At 64.3% G+C, this 18,191-nt stretch carries 14 protein-coding genes; 12 read left to right on the forward strand and 2 right to left on the reverse strand.

The annotated features are described in order from the left end of the window. The first annotated feature begins 122 nt into the window (after nucleotides 1–122). Nucleotides 123–701: a 16S rRNA (guanine(966)-N(2))-methyltransferase RsmD gene (gene rsmD / locus ACTOXK_RS04535; RefSeq protein ID WP_482277867.1), complete on the forward strand. Its 579-nt coding sequence runs from the start codon at nucleotides 123–125 to the stop codon at nucleotides 699–701. Between the two features lie 107 nt (nucleotides 702–808). Here the strand turns inward: rsmD and ACTOXK_RS04540 are convergent, their stop codons facing one another. Both ACTOXK_RS04540 and ACTOXK_RS04545 read right to left on the reverse strand, forming a co-directional pair. Beyond that, nucleotides 809–1,531 (reverse strand): hypothetical protein, encoded by a 723-nt coding sequence (locus tag ACTOXK_RS04540; protein ID WP_482277868.1) that lies wholly within the window; start codon nucleotides 1,529–1,531, stop codon nucleotides 809–811. After that, nucleotides 1,518–2,228: a helix-turn-helix domain-containing protein gene (locus ACTOXK_RS04545; RefSeq protein WP_482277869.1), complete on the reverse strand. Its 711-nt coding sequence runs from the start codon at nucleotides 2,226–2,228 to the stop codon at nucleotides 1,518–1,520. Before ACTOXK_RS04545 ends, ACTOXK_RS04540 begins: the two co-directional genes overlap by 14 nt. 366 nt (nucleotides 2,229–2,594) lie before the next feature. On the opposite strand from ACTOXK_RS04545, the gene ACTOXK_RS04550 reads away from it, so the two are divergent. From ACTOXK_RS04550 to ACTOXK_RS04600, 11 genes are all read left to right on the forward strand, one after another. After that, complete coding sequence (locus tag ACTOXK_RS04550) at nucleotides 2,595–6,200, forward strand: hypothetical protein (RefSeq protein ID WP_482277870.1); 3,606 nt, start codon at nucleotides 2,595–2,597, stop codon at nucleotides 6,198–6,200. A gap of 475 nt (nucleotides 6,201–6,675) precedes the next feature. Beyond that, nucleotides 6,676–7,620: a hypothetical protein gene (locus ACTOXK_RS04555; RefSeq protein WP_482277871.1), complete on the forward strand. Its 945-nt coding sequence runs from the start codon at nucleotides 6,676–6,678 to the stop codon at nucleotides 7,618–7,620. Between the two features lie 165 nt (nucleotides 7,621–7,785). Further along, nucleotides 7,786–8,256, forward strand: a complete 471-nt coding sequence (locus tag ACTOXK_RS04560; protein WP_135971490.1) for an ATP synthase subunit B family protein — start codon at nucleotides 7,786–7,788, stop codon at nucleotides 8,254–8,256. Nucleotides 8,257–8,327: 71 nt separating this feature from the next. After that, nucleotides 8,328–8,879 (forward strand): YceD family protein, encoded by a 552-nt coding sequence (locus ACTOXK_RS04565; protein WP_482277872.1) that lies wholly within the window; start codon nucleotides 8,328–8,330, stop codon nucleotides 8,877–8,879. Between the two features lie 73 nt (nucleotides 8,880–8,952). After that, a complete protein-coding gene (locus ACTOXK_RS04570; protein ID WP_482277873.1) occupies nucleotides 8,953–10,320 on the forward strand; it encodes an NCS2 family permease in 1,368 nt (455 codons plus the stop codon). Between the two features lie 148 nt (nucleotides 10,321–10,468). After that, the gene (rpmF, locus tag ACTOXK_RS04575; protein ID WP_482277874.1) at nucleotides 10,469–10,648 is read left to right on the forward strand and encodes a 50S ribosomal protein L32; all 180 of its coding nucleotides are present in this window, start codon (nucleotides 10,469–10,471) and stop codon (nucleotides 10,646–10,648) included. A gap of 194 nt (nucleotides 10,649–10,842) precedes the next feature. Beyond that, the gene (gene plsX, locus ACTOXK_RS04580; RefSeq protein WP_482277875.1) at nucleotides 10,843–11,940 is read left to right on the forward strand and encodes a phosphate acyltransferase PlsX; all 1,098 of its coding nucleotides are present in this window, start codon (nucleotides 10,843–10,845) and stop codon (nucleotides 11,938–11,940) included. After that, nucleotides 11,937–12,806: a ribonuclease III gene (gene rnc / locus ACTOXK_RS04585; protein WP_482277876.1), complete on the forward strand. Its 870-nt coding sequence runs from the start codon at nucleotides 11,937–11,939 to the stop codon at nucleotides 12,804–12,806. Before plsX ends, rnc begins: the two co-directional genes overlap by 4 nt. Nucleotides 12,807–12,812: 6 nt before the next feature. Continuing rightward, nucleotides 12,813–16,376 (forward strand): chromosome segregation protein SMC, encoded by a 3,564-nt coding sequence (gene smc, locus ACTOXK_RS04590; protein ID WP_482277877.1) that lies wholly within the window; start codon nucleotides 12,813–12,815, stop codon nucleotides 16,374–16,376. A gap of 109 nt (nucleotides 16,377–16,485) precedes the next feature. Further along, on the forward strand, nucleotides 16,486–16,830 hold the full coding sequence (locus tag ACTOXK_RS04595) for a helix-turn-helix domain-containing protein (protein WP_482277885.1): 345 nt from the start codon (nucleotides 16,486–16,488) through the stop codon (nucleotides 16,828–16,830). After that, entirely contained in the window at nucleotides 16,827–18,119 is a 1,293-nt protein-coding gene (locus tag ACTOXK_RS04600) for a type II toxin-antitoxin system HipA family toxin (RefSeq protein ID WP_482277878.1), read from the forward strand. Before ACTOXK_RS04595 ends, ACTOXK_RS04600 begins: the two co-directional genes overlap by 4 nt. Nucleotides 18,120–18,191: the final 72 nt, after the last annotated feature.

Here is an 18,191-nt window from a genome sequence, read left to right on the forward strand (position 1 = left end):
ACAGTCCTCGCTTTGGGGAAATGCCCACAGGGCATTTCCCGTCGCTGCGGAACTCGCTCGGTCAAGGCACCCCGCACTCCCTTTGCCCGTTGTCATTGTTGAGACAGTAAAGGAAGGACGACATGCGCATCATTGCAGGAGAATTTCGGGGGCGCCGGCTGGAGGCCCCCAAGGGCCAGGGCACGCGGCCGACGACGGATCGGGTGCGGGAATCGCTCATGAGCGCCCTGAACTCGGCCCGGGGCGGCTTCGAGGACGCCGTGGTGCTCGACGCCTTCGCCGGCTCGGGGGGCCTGGGGATAGAGGCGCTCTCCCGGGGGGCCGCGGCGGCCGTCTTCTGCGAGCAGGGCCGCGAGGCCGCCTCGGTCATCGAGCGCAACCTGCGCACCGTGGGGCTCGGCCGCGAACGGGCGCGCCTCGTGCGCGGCGACGTGCTCAAGCGGTTGCCGGCTCCTCCAGCAGAAGGCACCTTCGACCTGGTGTTCCTGGACCCGCCCTATGCCCTGGCCCCCTCCGAGGTGCTCGGGTTCATGGGCCGCTTGCGGGAAGCGGGCCTTCTGGCCGCCGACGCCATCGTCAGCTACGAGCACGACGGCGCCGACGACGATACCGTGGAGGCTCTGGCCGCCGCCCAGGGCTGGCGCGTCTTCTCCCACCGCCGCTTCGGCGACACGGCCATCGACCTCATGGAGCTGGCTTGATCGCTTCTCAACTGGTTCCAGGGGGACTGTCTCCCTTGTCGATCGTAGTTTGATCGAAGTAAGGCAAGGGCGGGTAACTCCTCAGAGCCGTTATGACACTGGCAATCTTACTTCGCCAGGATTGCCAGGGTCATCATTCCCTTCCGACGGGCGTCTTGATCGAGCGCCTTCCATGAGCTGAGTTCAGAATCGCTGAGAGCCTCGGCAACTGCCCGCAATCTTTTTCTGTCCGAGCCGTGGAGATCGCTCAGACATTCCTTATGGTTCTCGATGAGACTTGCCAGCAATGCGACGTCGTCAAGGTGACGTTGCCTATCACGGTTGTCGGAGCAATAGGCGGCAGACTTCAGGATCAGTGCTCCCAGTAAATTGGGGATTTGGATCATGCGGCTCAAATCGCCGTAAGTCAACGTAATGTCCATCTTGCGGTTCACCGCCTGGGCTCCGCCGGGCACTTCCATCATGGGCCAGCGGTTGACCCTGACCGATTTCGCCCTTGATTTGGGAAGGTGATCGGCAATGAGAATATCCACGATGGTCTCATTTCGCGTCATTCGATGGAAGGGCGACCCCCTCAGCCCCGGTTCCTTAGCCTCGAAGCCTATGTTCTCAAGAGTGCTCAAAATCTTCGAGACGTTGGACGATGATGCCAAAACATCGATGAGGACGTCAATGTCTTTCGTGGCGCGGGATGTATGGCCTGAAAGCATGGCATGGGCTTGCGTCATCAGGCCGCCGACAAGCAGCCATTCATCTCTGGGAATAATATTCGCGATCTCCATTACCGTGTCCCAGGGTTTGAGCCCGAGGGGGATATCAATGACCGCCATACTCATCCAGCCTCCTTTGCAGATAATCGAGCCCGCATCTTCGCTCCCGTATATTGGCAGATTCGGCCAGGTCGGCGGCTACAACGGAAAGCGGCATTTCCCGTGCCGCGTCGAGTGCCGTGGGGAGGTCGTGGGGAATTCGGATGACGCATTCGCCGCCGCTGTCGGGAATGAGCCAGCAACTTCGGACGATTTCATCAAGCGGCTCGCGGGCGTACCCGTCAATCTGGTTCGACGAAACCGACAATCCCAGCTGGGCGCATCTCCTGTCGGAGATGCCGCTGGGAACGAGCCGTTCGCGCACATCTTCGGCGAATGACGGGGAGGCGGCGAAGCGCTCGACGGATGATCGTTTGCACGACTTGGCAACCAACTCGATGGCATCAATCTCTTTCAGGGCAATGACGAGCCTTCTTTGGCGGTGGTAGCTCAAGTCGTGGTCGCGGCAACCTTCTAGGGCGAGAAGCGCCGCCCATGCCGTCGAAGCGTCCCATGGCCTTCCCCTGGTCCTGATCTTCGCCTCAAGTTCATGAAGGCTGTTGGAATCGATAATGTACATGCCGGCATGGGTTTTCACCGCACGCAGCTTTTCGCTTCGAATCAGGCGCGAAACTTCATGGCAAGACACTCCCAGCAGCTGAGCGGCTTGGCGCGTGGAATATCCAGCGGGTATGTTGGTGTTAGCATTCATTTGCATATATGGTACCAATAAGGACTATATATGTAAACAAGCATCTCCCTATGGCTTGCGAGCGGGGAAGAGAGGTTGCAGCGCAAGCGCTCAAATGGATCAGCATTCGCTTTCTGGCACCGGCCAGTGAACCGAGATTGCGAGAACGTTCGTCGTCCGTGTGCGAGGACGAATAAAGGCAGAGAAGGGGAGTGGCGAAACCTTGAGAGAACTGATACCATATCGTTTGATCAGGCCCTTTGAGGATGGGCGTTGAGTAGAGAGGAAGAGCCATGGCTAACTATGTGCATAAGAGACATGGGGGGGGGTGGTAGGCTTTTTCTAGCCTTTCTCCTCGCATTTTCCCTTTTGGGGGTGGGTGGAACGCAGGCGTTGGCTGACACAGTCGCTGCCGAGCCCTCGGAGATTGCGGCTGATGCGGAAACCCAAATCGACCCCGTTGTCTCAGTTGAGATTTCTGCGGAAGACTCTGAGGGCGCTCAGGATGCGCCCGAGACTAAGCCAGATGATCGATCGGAAAACTCCTCTGGAACCCAGATTGATCTTGAAGCTGGCACCGAAGTCCCCGCAGATACTTCCGCAAAAATTGAGGGCGAGCCCCAGGTTGAGGCCCGGGAGGAGTCCAAAGATGAGGCTCTCTCGCAAACATCGACCGCTGCCCCTGCATTTCGGATGCCGGAGGAACGATACGTCTTCGAGTACGTTTACGGCGTAGTGTCCAATGATCATGCGATATTCTCGAACGATCCCATCACGTATGGGAATGCGCACGGCACATTGATTTCTCGCATCGCCGGGCAAATGATGGGCGCGGGGATGCTCGTCAACGCCTTCGAGATAAGCAATGCCTTGGCGGCTGGCGCATCTGTCGCCCCCTTTCAGAAAGATGGCAAGTATGGTCTGTGGAGCTTGACGGAAGGCCGTATGCTTGTTGATGTGCAATACGATATTGCTGGATCAAGAGGCAATGGGTCGAAGTGGGGATTTATAAAGCTGGGCAATAAAGCCGCTGACGGGACTTATCCTCAGGCCAAAGCGGTTGTCTACAATGGATCGACCGAAGCACTCTCCGTTCCTTTGGGAGATTACGCCGAGGCAGGCTCGATAGGGTGTCGAACAGATTCAGACAGTGTTCTCTGGAATATATATTGGAGGGGTCTCTCTACATCGGGCCCTGGATCGCGTCACAATCTTTATTACGCCGAAGACTCTAGTGGCTTTCACCAGGTTTCAATTTCAAACGACGATGAAGACTTTGCCCAGGTTACCTACGATGGCCGCGGTGTGTCGTTCAGTTCTTCGGACGCCGGTATTTCCTTCAAGGTGCGAGACAAAAATGGGACGTGGGGCAACTCTATCGCCTTGGCTACCGATGTCAGGGATACGGATCAATGTAGCGTGGTCAGCAACATCATTGAAGTATGGGAGTCAAATGGGCACGAGTACCAGTATTTCGATCTGAGCGGCAATCTGCTGCAAAGCTATGACGATATGCGGTTCGAAGGTGTCGGCAACTATGTGGCCTATGCGCGCATTGACTTCGAGAGTCAGGAGAACGCGTACGTCTTCTTGGATACCAGCGGAGCCAATGGCGATTCGCGGGAAATTCCCTGCGTGCAAGGCAGGGTTGTTGAAGACGGGTTCGAGTGTTTAACGGGAGATAACAAGATTCAGCGCTACGATGCCGATCTCAAGCTGGTCAAAGAGTTCACGTCATCCCTCAATCTGGTCCAGCAGAGGGAGAACGGTGAGCAGGTTGACTGGAATCTCGTTGATTTTGGCAACGACCTGTGGATGCTCTCGCAGACCGTTGGTTTCTACGACAACGTGGTTGATCAGGTTTCGGATTTTTACCAGGGAACTAGCTCGATAACGAGGCAATCGCTCGGCTTGGATTCTTCCTATGTTTCCATGTGGGGAACCATCGGCGACCACTATTATCTGATGGACGATAGCGGTTCGAACAAGCTGCGAATTTACGACAAGGATTTCAAGCCCGCAAAGACGGTCGACTTGTCTTCTCGGGTGCCGGCCGGTTTCACCATAGATTCTCTGTACGCTGATGCGGGTGATGATGAACCTTGCATCGAACTCGATCTGCGATTGCTAGGGGAGGGAGATGACGGAACCTCATTTGAGGATGAGCGTGTGATTCTCAGCAAAGCGTTCGAGCTCACGGATTTTTCGGAAGTGCGCGGTTACGATAAGGTGGGATCCTTCTATGTCGCGAAAAAGGGCGGCAAGTACGGCTTTGTCGATGGGAATCTGAAACCGCAGACTGATTTCGTCTATGACGGCATAGACGGGTGGATTAGCGGTTTTCGCTTTATAGAACTCAATGGTTGCGTTCTTGCCGAGCAAGGCGGCAAGCAGCGTCTGCTGGATGCCAGTTTGAATGACGTCCTCGGGTTCTCCTTTGATTCCATGTCGGCCCTTGCCCATGGCGTCTATCGCGTGGTCGAGAACGGAACCGCCCATGTTTTCGATAGCCAGTTCCACGAAGTGGATATGCAGGGCTACCGCCCCATCGATCCCGGCTATTTCTACGGCAGCGCCCGCACCTTGCCAAACGGGAGCGCGCTGGTGTACGCCAAGGACGCCCAAGGGCGGGTGGGAGCCATTGACAGCACCGGCAAGGTGCTCATTCTCTTCCAGTATAAGGACTATGCTGAATGCGCAGACGCGGACGGCATGTCCGACTACATTCTTCTGCGGGATGAGAAGGGCTGGTTCTTCGTTTCGGTGCAGGAGCTTCAAGGCGGTACCGTGAACCCCGAATGCGAGGCCAAGGGCCACGATTACGAGGAAGCCGTTCACGAGCCCACCTGTGAAGAGAACGGCTATACGCAGAAGGTCTGCAAGCGCTGCGGTTACGGCTATCGCGTGAATGGCTCCGACGTTCCGATGCTCGGTCATGATTACGTCCTCACCGCCGAGCCCACGGAGCCGACGTGCACGGAGGACGGCAAGGGCGCCGAATACATGTGCACGCGCTGCCAGAAGGTGAAGCGGGATGCGGGCAAGCCCAGTTTGGGCGGTCACGTTAACTTCGATTGGGTTGTGACGAAGAGTCCGACGTGCACGGAGGACGGCTTCCAAGAGCGAATCTGTGATCGGTGCGGCCTTGCCGAGCAGGAGGAGATAAAACCGCTCGGCCATGCCTGGAGCGCACCTGTGTGGGAGTGGTCTGCCGATCTTTCGTCGGCCTTCGCGTGCAGCGATTGCGTTCGCGGGGGATGCGGGGAGCAGCTGCGCGTAGACGCAGATATGACCCACGATCAGGTTGAGGGCGGCACGCGCCATTCGGCCCGGGTGCAGATAGCGGGCCGCAGCTACCGGGACGGGCGCCTGGCGCTCACGTGGGTCGACGCCAACGGTGTTACGCGAAGCCTTCTCGTCCGCGGGGCGCCGGTCGTCGACGGTTTCAGCGTGAAGCCCGATGGGCTCGTCCTGCCGGCAGACGCCTCGGTTGCCATAGATGTGTCCGAAGTGGAAGAAGGCGGTGTGTTCGATGCCCTCGTGGCCAAAATGGGCGACGGTTGGCCCGGTGGCACTTTCGAAGTGGTACTCAATGTCGATGGGGAGGAAGTCCACGATAATTTCGGGACGTTGGCGTTCTCGTTCCCCGCTGGCGATGGGAGCGCCCATAAGAAGGCGACGGTCTACCACTGCCATAAGAATGATCGTTCGAACATCACCGCCCACGATGTGGTGGTTTCCGGAGACGGTATTGCCTTCCTCTCGGACATCACAGATTTGTCGACGTTCGCCATCGAGGTAACCGACGAGGAGGGCACTGCCACCGTCCTCACCTCTACGAAGCCCTCCTCCTCGCCGCTGGCTGCCACGGGCGATGGGTCGGCAGCGCCTGGGAAGGCCGGTGCCGTCGCGATCCTTGCGCTTGCGCTCGTGGGCGTTTGCGCAGTGGCGCGCCGCCGCTGGACAGGCAAGGGAACGGCTGGCCCGCAGGGTTGGTAGCGCGTTGAGAACGAATGCGAGGGCCGGGGAGCGTCGCTTTCCGGCCCTGCTTGACAGGTTGTTCGCGGCATCTCCCGCTCTCGTGCTCGTCGGGCTCTTGGTGGGTCAGGGCGGCTTCTTCCCACTGACGAGCGCTTGGGTGCTGGTGGCTTGGGGCGTGTTCCTGGTTCTATGGGCGGCTCTCCGCTTCGGCTTCCGGTCGGGGCGGGAGGGGGCCGTCTCCGACAGCGGGAACGGTTCTTCCCGATTCGATGGTTTCTCGGCGTGTATTCCCGCCCTGGCATTCCTGCTCATTGGGGGCTTGTACGCTGCGAGCATCGTGGTCCATGGGTTGCCGGCGTGGTCGCTCGTCCAATGTGCACCTTGGGCGCTTGCGGGCGTTGCGGCACTCGTTTGCGCGAGTTTGGACGCTCGGCAACGTGATTTCCTCCTGACGAGCATCTCCTGGCTCGGTATCGTCAGCACGGGTGCGGGTGTGGCCATGCTCATCGGCATTCTCTCGGTCGTTGGCTCCGTGAATGCCGGGCGCCTCCAGTTTTTCTTCCAATATGCCAATGCGGCCGGCGCATGGTTCGCGTGCGCGGCTCTGCTGTGCCTGGGCGCGCGGGACGCCCGCCTGCGAAGATGGATGGTGCTGCCCCTGACGGCGCTGCTCTTTACGCAGTCTATGGGATCCATCCTGTTCTTCGTGGTAGTTGTGACGGGGTACTTTCTCGTAAGAGCGGCGACGGCGGCCGCCGACGGCCGAGCACCTATTTTCATCGATGCGATAGCCCTTATTTCCCAAGGGGTGCTCGCGGTTGCTGCGTTTCTTTTCTTCAAGCTGTCATGGGGCGATAATGCGCGGGAAGCCATGGCCGTAGTGATGTTCCTTGGCAGCGTGGCCGCATTTCAAAAATTCTGGCCTCGGATGGAGAGGGCGCTGCGCCGCGGTGGCTGGGGCCGCCCGGTGCTGATACTCGCGGTGGCTGCACTCGTTGCGAGCGCCCTTCTCGCGGCTCTCGCGATGCAGGGGCGTCTCATTCAGGCATCCGCCACCTTCGCCGAGCGCATCGTTCAGGCCGGCGACGCCTGGCGCGTCTTGGTTGCATCGCCTGGCCTGGGTATCGGCCCCGATCAATGGCAATTCGCGTATCCTTCCATTCGGAGCGCGGAGTACGAGGCGACATTGGTGCATTGCAGCTACCTTCAACTGGGCCTGAACGCCGGTCTGCTCGCGCCTGCCGTGTTGCTCACTGTTGTGGTGAATGCTATGCGCAGGATGCGGGGGAGGCATTGCGGCCAAGCCCCTCTCGTCATCGTTTTTCTGACATTGCACGCGGCCGTGGACTTCGATTTAGAATTCTCGTTCTTTGCCGTGCTGATCGCCATCATGGTGGGCATTGCCTCCGGCGACGCAGAGAATGGACGGCTCACTTGACGTAAAAGGCCATCGGTGCCCATCATGGAGCGTTTGTGCACGGGGTGACCGTTGTATTACATAGCTTCTCCATCATGTTAGAATAGAAAAACTCATCATGGATGGATTGCGTGCAGAGGCCGTAAGCGCCGGCCAGAGCCGTGGCATAGTCAGGAAGGAACATCAATGGACGAAACCGGAGTGTTGGGGCTGCTCGAGGAGCTCTCGATTCTGCTCGAGGACGCCAAGCCCGTTTTCGGCAAGAGCAACCTGCGCCAGGTGGACATTGCCGCTGCCTTCGACATCATGGACGAGATCCGCGACCTGTTCCCCGCCGAGTTCTCCCAGGCACGCCAGATCGTGCGCGAGCGCCAGAGCCTTCTGGACGACGCCGAGGTGGAGGCCAACCGCATGATCGAGGACGCCCGCAGCCAGGCCATCACCATCGCCAGCGAGCAGGAGATCGTGCGCATCTCCCAGCAGCAGGCCGATACCATCCTGGCCGATGCCCGCGAGCTGGAGCGCCAGACCCGCGCCGGCGCCGAGGACTACGCCGACGAGGTGTTCGGTCACATCGAGCAGAGCCTCGACACGCTGCTGAATAACACGCGCCGCTGTCGCGACCGCCTGAACGCCACCTCGCTCAACGCGCGGTAGCCGCAGGTCCACAGAAGTTTCGGGGGCGCACCGGGAAGGTGCGCCCTTTTGTTTGGAAGGAAGGTGCCCCTATGGCGAGAACCGATAACCCCGCGATCATTCATATTCCCGACGAGCTGTTCGAGACGGCCGAGAGCCGCCATTTCGAGGGGGAGCTGCCCCTGACCGAACTCGTGGCCGGCGCCGACGCCTACCGCTTCGACGGCCCGGTGTCCTGGGCCGTGGACGTCACCAACACCGGCGAGGCCCTGCTCGTCATGGGGCAGGCCCGCGCCCGGGCCCTCACGGGCTGCGCCCGCTGCCTGGAGGACGTGCCCTACGACTTGGAGGGCGATATCGAGGGCTACTTCCTCACCGCGGGCGACGGCGCCGAGGCTCCCGAGGACCTGGAGGGCGACGAGTTCGAGGTGCTTTCCGAGAGCCATACCATCGACCTGGTGCCCCTTGTGGAACAGGCGCTGCTGCTGGAGCTGCCCCTCGTGCCCCTGTGCGACGACGACTGCCGGGGCCTGTGCCCCCGCTGCGGCGCGAATCTGAACGAGGGCCCCTGCCAGTGCGGTGACGGCCCGACGGGGGAGGACAATCCCTTCGCCGCCCTCAAGGACTTCAAGTTCGACGCTTAGCAAGCTGTTACCCGCACGGGCCCGTTCGTGCGTCATAATAGCGCCGTAGTGTTTTCCGCGAGAAAGAGAGCCCATGGAGCAGTTCTTCGAGCGCACCTTCAAGCTGAGGGAGCACGGCACCACGGTGAAAACGGAAGTGATGGCCGGCACCATCACCTTCTTGGCGATGGTGTACATCCTGGCCGTCAACCCCTCCATCCTGGCCGCCTCGGGCATGGAGCCGGGGGCGGTGTTCACGGCCACGGCCATCTCGGCGGCCTTCGGCACGCTGTTCATGGCCTTCTACGCGAACTATCCCATCGCCCTGGCCAGCGGCATGGGCCTGAACGCCTACTTCGCCTACTCGGTCTGCGTGCCCATGGCCGAGCAGGGCATCCAGGATCCCTGGACCATCGCTCTCACGGCCGTGTTCGTCGAGGGCCTCATCTTCATCCTGCTCACCCTCTGCAAGTTCCGCGAGGCCCTCGTCAACGATGTGCCCGAGAACCTGAAGATGGGCATCGCCGCCGGTATCGGCCTGTTCATCGCTCTGGTGGGCCTGGCCAACGCCGGGGTCGTGGTGGACAACCCCTCCACCCTCATCGACCTGGGCTCCTTCGCCACGCCCCAGGTGGCCCTGTCGGTCATCGGCCTGGTGGCCGTGGCCGTCATGTACAGCTACCGGGTGCCCGGCTATATCCTGTGGGGCATCCTCGGCACCTGGCTGCTCGGCATCGTCGCCCAGCTCATCGGCTGGTACGAAGTGGATCCGGCCGCCGGTGTGTACTCGCTCATCCCGAGCTTCGCCGAGGGCATCAACCTCCAGGCTCCCTATCTGTTCGCCTTCGACTTCGAGTTTGCCCTGAGCCATATCGTCGACTTCGCGGTCATCGTGTTCGCCTTCCTGTTCGTCGACCTGTTCGACACGGCCGGCACCCTCATCGGCGTGGCCAGCAAGGGCGGCCTGCTCGATAAGGAGGGCCGTCTGCCCCGGGCCAAGGAGGCCCTCATGGCCGACGCCGTGGGCACCGTCGTGGGCGCCTGCGTGGGCACCTCCACCACGACGAGCTACGTGGAGAGCAGCGCCGGCGTGGCCGCGGGCGGCCGCACGGGCCTCACGGCTCTCGTGACCGGTCTGCTGTTCATCGCGGCCCTGGTGCTCTCGCCGGTCTTCTTGGCCATCCCCAGCTTCGCCACCATGCCGGCGCTCGTGTGGGTGGGCCTGCTCATGATGTCCTCGGTCACTAAGATGGACTTCTCCGAGGACGCGGCCGGCGCCGTCGGCGGCTTTTTGGCCATCATCATGATGCCCTTCACCTACTCCATCGCCAACGGCATCATGTTTGGCATCCTGGCCTTCGTCATCGTGCGCATCTGCCAGGGCCGCGCCAAGGACGTCCACTGGGTCATGTGGATCGCCGCCGCCCTGTTCCTGCTGCGCATCGCGACGCTGGTGATCTAGGGAATCTGGAAAACCCGTGCCGTTGGCGAAATCGGGATATATTTCCCCTTGCGACAGGGGTACGGGTTTGATAACATACCAGATCGTGCGTTTACACAAGAGGTTGTGAACGGCACCTGTCGTTCCAGCTATAGAAGGAGTAATCGAGATGGCAGTACCTAAGCGCAAAATGGGCCGTGCCCGCACCCATGCCCGTCGCAGCACTAACGACAAGATCGCCGCGCCCGCCCGTTCCGTGTGCCCGCAGTGCGGCGAAGTGAAGCTTCCCCACCGCGTGTGCGGAAACTGCGGCTTCTACCGTGACCGCGAGGTCATCGAGACCGAGTAGTCCCATGCTGTTGACGGTCACGGAAGGTGCCCGAGGTTCCTTCCGTGATGTCGGCAAAGCCTCCTCGCATGCCAAGCTGTCAGGGCCTGGTTTGCCAGGGGGCTTTTTGGCTATAGGCCATCGTGCCCGTGTCGGCCGCCCTGAGCGGGGTGCTGGCGCGGACTCACCGTCCGCTACCGCAAGGAGTATATTTCGTGGCTGAACCAGTAACTATCGCCGTGGACGTCATGGGGGGCGATCTCGGGCCTTCCGTGGTGCTCGACGGCGCGTCCCAGGCGCTCCAGGCCGACCCCGACCTGCACCTCGTGCTCGTGGGCCCCGCCGGGGAGGTGGAGCCCTTCGCCGCCGCCCATGACCGGGTGAGCGCCGTGGTCGCCACCGAGGTCATCGCCATGGCCGAGCACCCGGCCAATGCCGTGCGCACCAAGAAGGACTCGTCCATCGTGGTGGGCTGCCGTCTCGTGAAGGAGGGCGCGGCCGCTGGCTTCTTCTCCGCCGGCTCCACCGGGGCCTGCCTGGCCGCCGCCACCTTGGTGGTGGGCCGCGTGAAGGGCGTGAAGCGCCCGGCGCTCGGTCAGGTGCTGCCGGCCTACCAGCGTCCGTGCCTGCTCATCGACGTGGGGGCCAACGCCGACTGCAAGCCGGAGTACCTCGTGCAGTTCGCCCAGATGGGCGCCGTGTACATGGAGGCCATCATGGGGGTGGAAAACCCGCGGGTGGGACTTCTGAACATCGGCTCCGAGGACACCAAGGGCGACGAGTTCGCCCAGAAGGCCCACGGGCTCTTGGCCGCCTCGGTGCCCCAGTTCGCGGGCAACTGCGAGGGGGGCGATCTCATGGCCGGTGCCTTCGACGTGGTGGTCTGCGACGGGTTCACCGGCAACGTGTGCCTGAAGACCATCGAGGGCACGGCCAAGACCCTGTTCAAGTACGTGAAGGACGCCCTCATGGGCTCGCTGCCCTCGAAGCTGGGGGCCCTGCTCGTGAAGGGGAACCTGTCCGCGCTCAAGGCCAAGCTCTCGCCGGATACCTACGGCGGCACGCCCCTGCTCGGCGTGAAGGGGGCCGTCATCGTGGGTCACGGGTCCTCCAACGCCACTGCCATCAAGAACGGCATCGCCGTGGCTGCCGCCACGGTGCGGGCCGATGTGGCCGGCGTCATCGCCGCCACGGTGAGCCGCACGGCGAAGGCCGCCGCGGCCGATAGCGCCGTCCCGGCCGCTGGTGATGCCGCTGTCGCCGAGGCGCCTGCGGGCGGGGAAGGGGAGGCCGCGGCCTCGGATGCGCGATGAGCCTCACCGACGAGCAGCAGACCAAGCTGGCCCGGGCCCAGGAGATCCTGGGCTACGAGTTCGACAACACCCAGTACCTCCTGTCCGCCATCACCCACCCCTCGGCCACCGAGGGGCGCTCGGTGAAGTTCTCCTACGAGCGCCTCGAGTTCCTCGGCGACTCCATTTTGGGGGCGCTCGTGGCCAACGAGGCCTTCCACCGCTTCCCCGACTTGGACGAGGGGGGCCTCACGCGCATCAAGGTGGCCCTCGTGTCCGGGGCGAGCCTGTCCGGGGTGGCCGAGAAACTCGGCTTCACCGACATTATCGTGTTCGGCTCCTCGGAGACCGGCACCGGCCGGCGCGGCTTGCACTCGGCCCTCGAGAACGTCTACGAGGCCGTGGTGGCCGCCCTCTACCTCGACGGCGGGGTGGACGTGGCCGGCGCCTTTGTGGAGCGCACGCTCATTCCGAAGATGTCGCTGTCGCTGGCCCGCGAGCCGGAGAACCCCAAGAGCGCCCTGCAGGAGAAGCTCCAGGAAGGCGGCATCACCCCCACCTACAAGCTCGTGGAGACCCAAGGACCGCCCCACGACCGCACCTTCGTCGCCCAGGTGTACGCCGGCGACAAGGGGCTTGCCCAGGGCGTGGGCCGCACGAAGAAGGAGGCCGAGAGCCAGGCGGCCAAATCCACCTTGGCCCGGCTCTCGGAGTTCTTCGGCATCGGTCTGACGGGCGAGCAGCAGGCCGAGCGCGCCGAGAAGGCCGCGGCCGAGAAGGCCGCCCGGGCCGAGGAGAAGGCCGCCAAGGTGGCCGCCCGCGCCGCCGAGAAGGCCGCCCGGGCCGAGGAGAAGGCCGCCCGCGCCGCCAAGAGGAAGCAGGACTAGGCGCCCATGTACCTGAAATCACTCGTTCTGAAGGGCTTCAAATCTTTCGCCGACCGCAGCGTGCTGTCCATGGAGCCGGGCATCACGGCCATCGTGGGACCCAACGGCTCCGGCAAGTCGAACATCTCCGACGCGGTGCTGTGGGTGCTCGGCGAGCGCAATGCCAAGAATTTGCGCGGCCAGGCCATGGAGGACGTCATCTTCGCCGGCTCCTCGGGGCGCGGTGGGGCGGGCCTGGCCGAGGTGGACCTCGTGCTGGACAACTCCGACGGCACGCTGCCGGTGGACTATGACGAGGTGGCCATCACCCGGCGCATGTACCGCAACGGCGAGAGCGAGTACCTCATCAACGGCACCGTGGCCCGGCGCATGGACGTGCTGGACATCCTGCACGACTCGGGCCTGGGCACCGGCACCCATTCCATCATCTCCCAGGGGTCGCTGGACTCCATCCTCCAGAGCAAGCCGGAGGACCGCCGCGCGCTCATCGAGGAGGCCGCCGGCGTGCTCAAGCACAAGCAGCGCAAGGCCAAAAGCGAGCGGAAGCTGGCCAACATGGACCAGCATCTGCTGCGGGCCCGCGATGTGGTGGGAGAGGTGGCCCGCCAGCTGGGGCCCTTGGAGCGCAAGGCGAAGAAGGCCCGCACCTACCAGGAGCTGGCGGTGCAGCAGGCCGAGATGAGCCTCATGATCGCCGTGGACGACCTGCGGCAGCTCCAGGGCCAGTGGGACGGCTCCCAGGCCCGCGAGGCGGAGCTGGCCGCCCAGTTGGAAGAGCGCCGCGCCGTCATCGAGGCGGCCGAGGCCCAGGTGGAGGCCCTGCAGGAGCGCATCCGCCAGGAGACCTTGGACGCCGGCGACCTGTCGCGGCGCCATCGGGCGGCCGCGGCGGCCGTGGAGCGCTTCGATTCCACGGTGATGATGCTGCGGGAGCGCCGCCGGGCCGCCACGGCCCGGGCCGGCGAGCTGCGGTTGACCCTGGAGGCCAACGCCGTGAAGGCCGCCGAGGCCGCCGCCGAGCTCGAGCGGGCGAGCGCCCTGTACGAGGAGGCGGCCGGCGAGCGGGCGGGCGCCGAGAAGAAGGTGGCCGACCTGGATTGTGTCTACCGCGATCTGGGGGCCCAGCGCGGCAAGCTGGAGCGCGAGCTGGCGGCCCTGTCCCGCGACGGCGAGAAGATGCAGGCCGAGATGGAGGTGGCCCGGCGCAAGCATGCCGAGAACACCGAGGCCCTCACCCACGGTTTGGCCCACGTGCAGGTGATCGAGAGCCACGGCGCCGAGCTGGCCCTGGAGCTGGAGCGGGCGCAGGCCGAGGCCGAGGAAGCCGCCGCCGCGGCCGCGGAGGCCGAGGGGGCCTTGGCGGGCCTGGCCGCCGACGAGACCGCGGCCCGTCAGGCCGTGGGCGCCGCCGTGCAGTCCCGCGACGCGGCCCGAGCCGCTCTCGACGAGGCGCGGGACACCCATCGCGCCCTTACCGTGGAGATCGCCACCTTGGAAGAGGTGGAGCGCACGAGCGCCGCCGACGCCGGCGCCGCCCGGGCGTGGCTGGCCGAGCATGCCGGCGAGCTGGCCGGCATCGGCGAGCCCCTGTCCCATGTGATTCAGGCGCGCCCCGGCTACGAGGGGCTCGTAGAGACGCTGCTCGGCCCCGACGTGACCACCCTTCTGGCCGCCGACGCCGATGCCGTGGCCGCCGTGGCCGCGGCCCTGGAAGAGGCCGGCGTGGAAGGGGAGGCCGCCTTCCTGCTGCGCCGGGACGGGGCCGATCGCCCCGGTGCCCGCTCCCTGGCCTGGTCGGGCGCGGCCGGCACGCCGCTCATCGCCGAGCTGACCTTCCCTGAGACCGATCGGGCCGCGGTGGAGGCCCTGCTGGGCGACGTGGTGGTGTGCCCCACCCTGGACGAGGCCCTGGCGGCCCATGGCGCCGACGGCGCGGGGCTGCGCTTCGTGACTCCCGACGGCTCGATGGTGTGGCCCTCGGGCAAGGTGTCGGTGGGCGGTGCCGTCGTGGACGAGGGCACCGGCGCTCTGGCCCGCCACCGCCGCCTGGAGGGCCTGCGCGATCAGCTGACCTGTGCCCAGGCCGCCGTGGACAAGGCCGAGGAGGCCCACCGCATGGCCGAGGAGGCCCTGCGCCATGCCCAGGCCATGAGTCTGGAGCTCTCCCAGTCCCTGGCCGCCTGCAAGGGCCGGGCCGAGGCCGCCCGCGCCGCTGCCGATGCGGCGGCCGAGAAGCTCACGGCCTGCCGTCGCGAGCTGGAGGGCGTGGAGCGCCAGCGGGCCGAGGCCGAGGCCGTCATCTCGGCGGCCCGCCCCAATGTGGAGTCCTTCGAGGCGCGCCTGGCCGAGCTTCAGGCCGCCATCGCCGAGGGCAAGCGCTCCCAAGCGGCCATCCAAGACGAGCTGGCGCCCCTGCGCCGCGAGGCCCACCGCACCTCCGATGCCCTGGCCGAGGCGAAGCTGGCCGCCGCCACCCTGGTGGAGCGCACCACCTACGCCGAGCGGGTGCGCGACGCCCGGGCCCGCGACCTGGAGTCGCTGGCCGAGGCCAAGGCAGAGGCTGCGGCCTCCCTGCGGGTGAAGACCGTGTCGGCCGAGCGCATCGAGCCTTTGCTCGCCCTCTTCGACGAGCTCGTGGCCTCGGCGCAGCGCTGGACCCGCACCCTGGAGGAGCAGGCCACGGCCGCCCAGGACTCTTCCACGGGGCTGCACGCCTCGGTCACCGAGGCCCGCGCCGCCGCCCACGAGGCCCACGCCGCCTTCGACGCCGTGACCGAGCGCCTAAGCGAGGCCCGGGTGCAGAAGGGGCGCCTGGAATTGCAGGTGGAGGCCGCGGTGAGTCACATCGTGCAGGACCTGAAGACGCCCTTGGAGACGGCCCTGGCCATGGAGCCCTTAGAGCGACGGGCCGAGGTGGAGGACGAGCTGTTCAAGATCAACCGCCGCATCGCCAATCTGGGCACCATCAACCCGGACGCGGCCGAGGAGTACGATGCCCTGAAGGTGCGCTACGACTATCTGGCCTCCCAGCTCGACGACCTCGATCGGGCCCGCAAGTCCCTCGCGAAGATCAACCGGGTCATCGACCAGCGCATGAAGGACGACTTCATTCGCACCTTCGAGACCGTGGACGCCAGCTTCCGCGAGATCTTCGCCATCCTGTTCCCCGGCGGCGAGGCCCATCTGTCGCTCGTGGATCCCGAGGACGTGGAGAACACCGGCGTGGAGGTGAACGCCCAGCCCAAGGGCAAGCGCATCGCGAAGATGATGCTGCTCTCGGGCGGCGAGAAGTCGCTCACGGCCCTGGCGCTCCTGTTCGCCGTGTACCGCACCCGCGCCACGCCGTTCTACATCTTGGACGAGGTGGAAGCGGCCCTGGACGACACGAACCTGCGGCGCCTCGCGGCCTACATCAACAGCCTGCGGGAGGAGACCCAGCTCATCATGATCACCCACCAGCGCCGCACCATGGAGATGGCCGACACCCTGTTCGGCGTGTCCATGCAGGGCGACGGCGTGACCAAGGTCATCAGCCAGAAGCTCGACCAGGCCTTAAAGCTCGCGGAATAACTGGTTCCTGGCTGCTTTGTGTTTCTAGTAAAGGGAACTATCTTGCATCATAGAGCCTATAATGCTATATAATGTGCAAAAGAGTTCCTTTTATAGAAGCGGGGTGGCGATGGTTATCGACGGCTTCATCTCGAATCAGGCGGTGGGAGGCGAGCTCGGCCGTCGCCTGCGTGCGTCGCGGATAGCCTATCCGCTTACCCAGGCCCAGCTGGCCGAGAGGGCCGGGGTGTCCCAGCGCACCGTCGCGAACTTGGAGAAGGGGACGGACGTCACTGTGGCGAGCCTCGTCAGCGTGCTGCGCGCCCTCGGTCTGCTCTCCCGTATGGAGCTTCTCGTTCCGGCCCCCGAGACGCGGCCCTCCGATCTTCTGCACGAGCGCGCCCCCAGGCAGAGGGTGCGCCCCCCGCGCAAGGCGATTTCCAGCGGCGAGTGGAAATGGGGGGATGAGCAATGACAACGGCGGCGGAAGTGCGCCTGTGGGGAACGACCATCGGCTCGGTGGCCGTAGAAGAGGGAAGCCCCTTCGCGCGATTCGAGTACGACGAGGCCTTCTCGCGAAGCGGCATTCAGCTCGCCCCTCTTGCGATGCCGCTTTCCCAGCAGGTATATTCCTTTCCCCAGCTTTCCGTCGACTCGTTCCACGGATTGCCCGGACTTCTCTCCGATTCGCTGCCCGACAAGTTCGGAAACGCCGTCATCGACAGCTGGCTCGAGTCCCAGGGTCGACCGCGGGGGTCCTTGAACGCTGTGGAGCGGCTCTGCTACACCGGATCCCGCGGCATGGGCGCTCTCGAGTACGTTCCCGCTATCGGGCCGGTTTCCGATCCTCGGGAGGTCCTGCGCGTCGACGCCCTGGTCGAACTCGCGTCTCGGATCCTTTCCCAGCGCGAGTCGGTGCGGGTCTCTGACGCCGATCACGCCATGGAACAGATCATCAGGGTCGGCACCTCGGCCGGCGGCGCGCGCGCCAAGGCCGTGGTGGCGTGGAACGAGGAGACGGGGGAGATGCGCTCCGGTCAGGTGGACGCGGGTCGGGGATTCGGGCATTGGCTCATCAAGTTCGATGGCGTTGCGGGGAACCGCGACAAGGAGGCCGAGGACGGCCCGCGCTACACGGTGATCGAATACGCCTACTACCTCATGGCGCGCGCTGCGGGCATAGCGATGACCGAATGCCGTCTTTTCGACGAGGGCGGCCGGAGGCATTTCATGACGCGGCGGTTCGACCGGTCGGGTGTCGACGGGTCGAAGCTCCATATGCAGACTCTGGGCGGCTTGGCCCACTTCGACTTCAACGTGCCCGGTGCCCACAGCTACGAGCAGGCTGCTCTTGTGGCCCGGCGCGTCGGGCTGGGCCAGGCGGAAGCCGAGGAGCTGTTCCGGCGCATGGCGTTCAACGTGGCTGCGCGCAACCAGGACGATCATGTCAAGAACATCTCCTTCCTGATGGACAGAAGGGGCGCTTGGAGTCTTGCGCCCGCCTACGATGTCACCTATGCATACAATCCTGCGGGCGCCTGGACGGACAGCCACCAGATGACCGTCAACGGCAAGCGCGACGGCATCGGACGGGAAGACTGCCTCGCCGCCGCGGCGGCCATGAGCATCAAGGCGCCGCGGGCGAAAGAGATATTGGCCGAGGTGAATGGGGCAGTGAACCGCTGGGCCTCCTTCGCTGATGAGGCCGCTCTGCCCGAGCCGATCGCAGCCGCGCTCGCCGAGCAGTTCGTGTCCCTGGAGTAAGCGGACTGTTCGAACGAACCGAAATACCGATGTGCCTACCCCTTTTGGGGAATGCGGGGAAGGCGGCACGCG

Source organism: Adlercreutzia sp., from assembly GCF_056795635.1.

Bases quoted from the DNA above. Each gene is read 5' to 3' on its own strand.
- ACTOXK_RS04595 (WP_482277885.1), top strand. From the start codon at position 16,486: ATGGTTATCGACGGCTTCATCTCGAATCAGGCGGTGGGAGGCGAGCTC.
- ACTOXK_RS04600 (WP_482277878.1), top strand. From the start codon at position 16,827: ATGACAACGGCGGCGGAAGTGCGCCTGTGGGGAACGACCATCGGCTCG.
- rsmD (WP_482277867.1), top strand. From the start codon at position 123: ATGCGCATCATTGCAGGAGAATTTCGGGGGCGCCGGCTGGAGGCCCCC.
- ACTOXK_RS04565 (WP_482277872.1), top strand. From the start codon at position 8,328: ATGGCGAGAACCGATAACCCCGCGATCATTCATATTCCCGACGAGCTG.
- ACTOXK_RS04540 (WP_482277868.1), bottom strand. From the start codon at position 1,531: ATGGCGGTCATTGATATCCCCCTCGGGCTCAAACCCTGGGACACGGTA.
- ACTOXK_RS04560 (WP_135971490.1), top strand. From the start codon at position 7,786: ATGGACGAAACCGGAGTGTTGGGGCTGCTCGAGGAGCTCTCGATTCTG.
- smc (WP_482277877.1), top strand. From the start codon at position 12,813: ATGTACCTGAAATCACTCGTTCTGAAGGGCTTCAAATCTTTCGCCGAC.
- ACTOXK_RS04545 (WP_482277869.1), bottom strand. From the start codon at position 2,228: ATGCAAATGAATGCTAACACCAACATACCCGCTGGATATTCCACGCGC.
- rnc (WP_482277876.1), top strand. From the start codon at position 11,937: ATGAGCCTCACCGACGAGCAGCAGACCAAGCTGGCCCGGGCCCAGGAG.
- rpmF (WP_482277874.1), top strand. From the start codon at position 10,469: ATGGCAGTACCTAAGCGCAAAATGGGCCGTGCCCGCACCCATGCCCGT.
- ACTOXK_RS04570 (WP_482277873.1), top strand. From the start codon at position 8,953: ATGGAGCAGTTCTTCGAGCGCACCTTCAAGCTGAGGGAGCACGGCACC.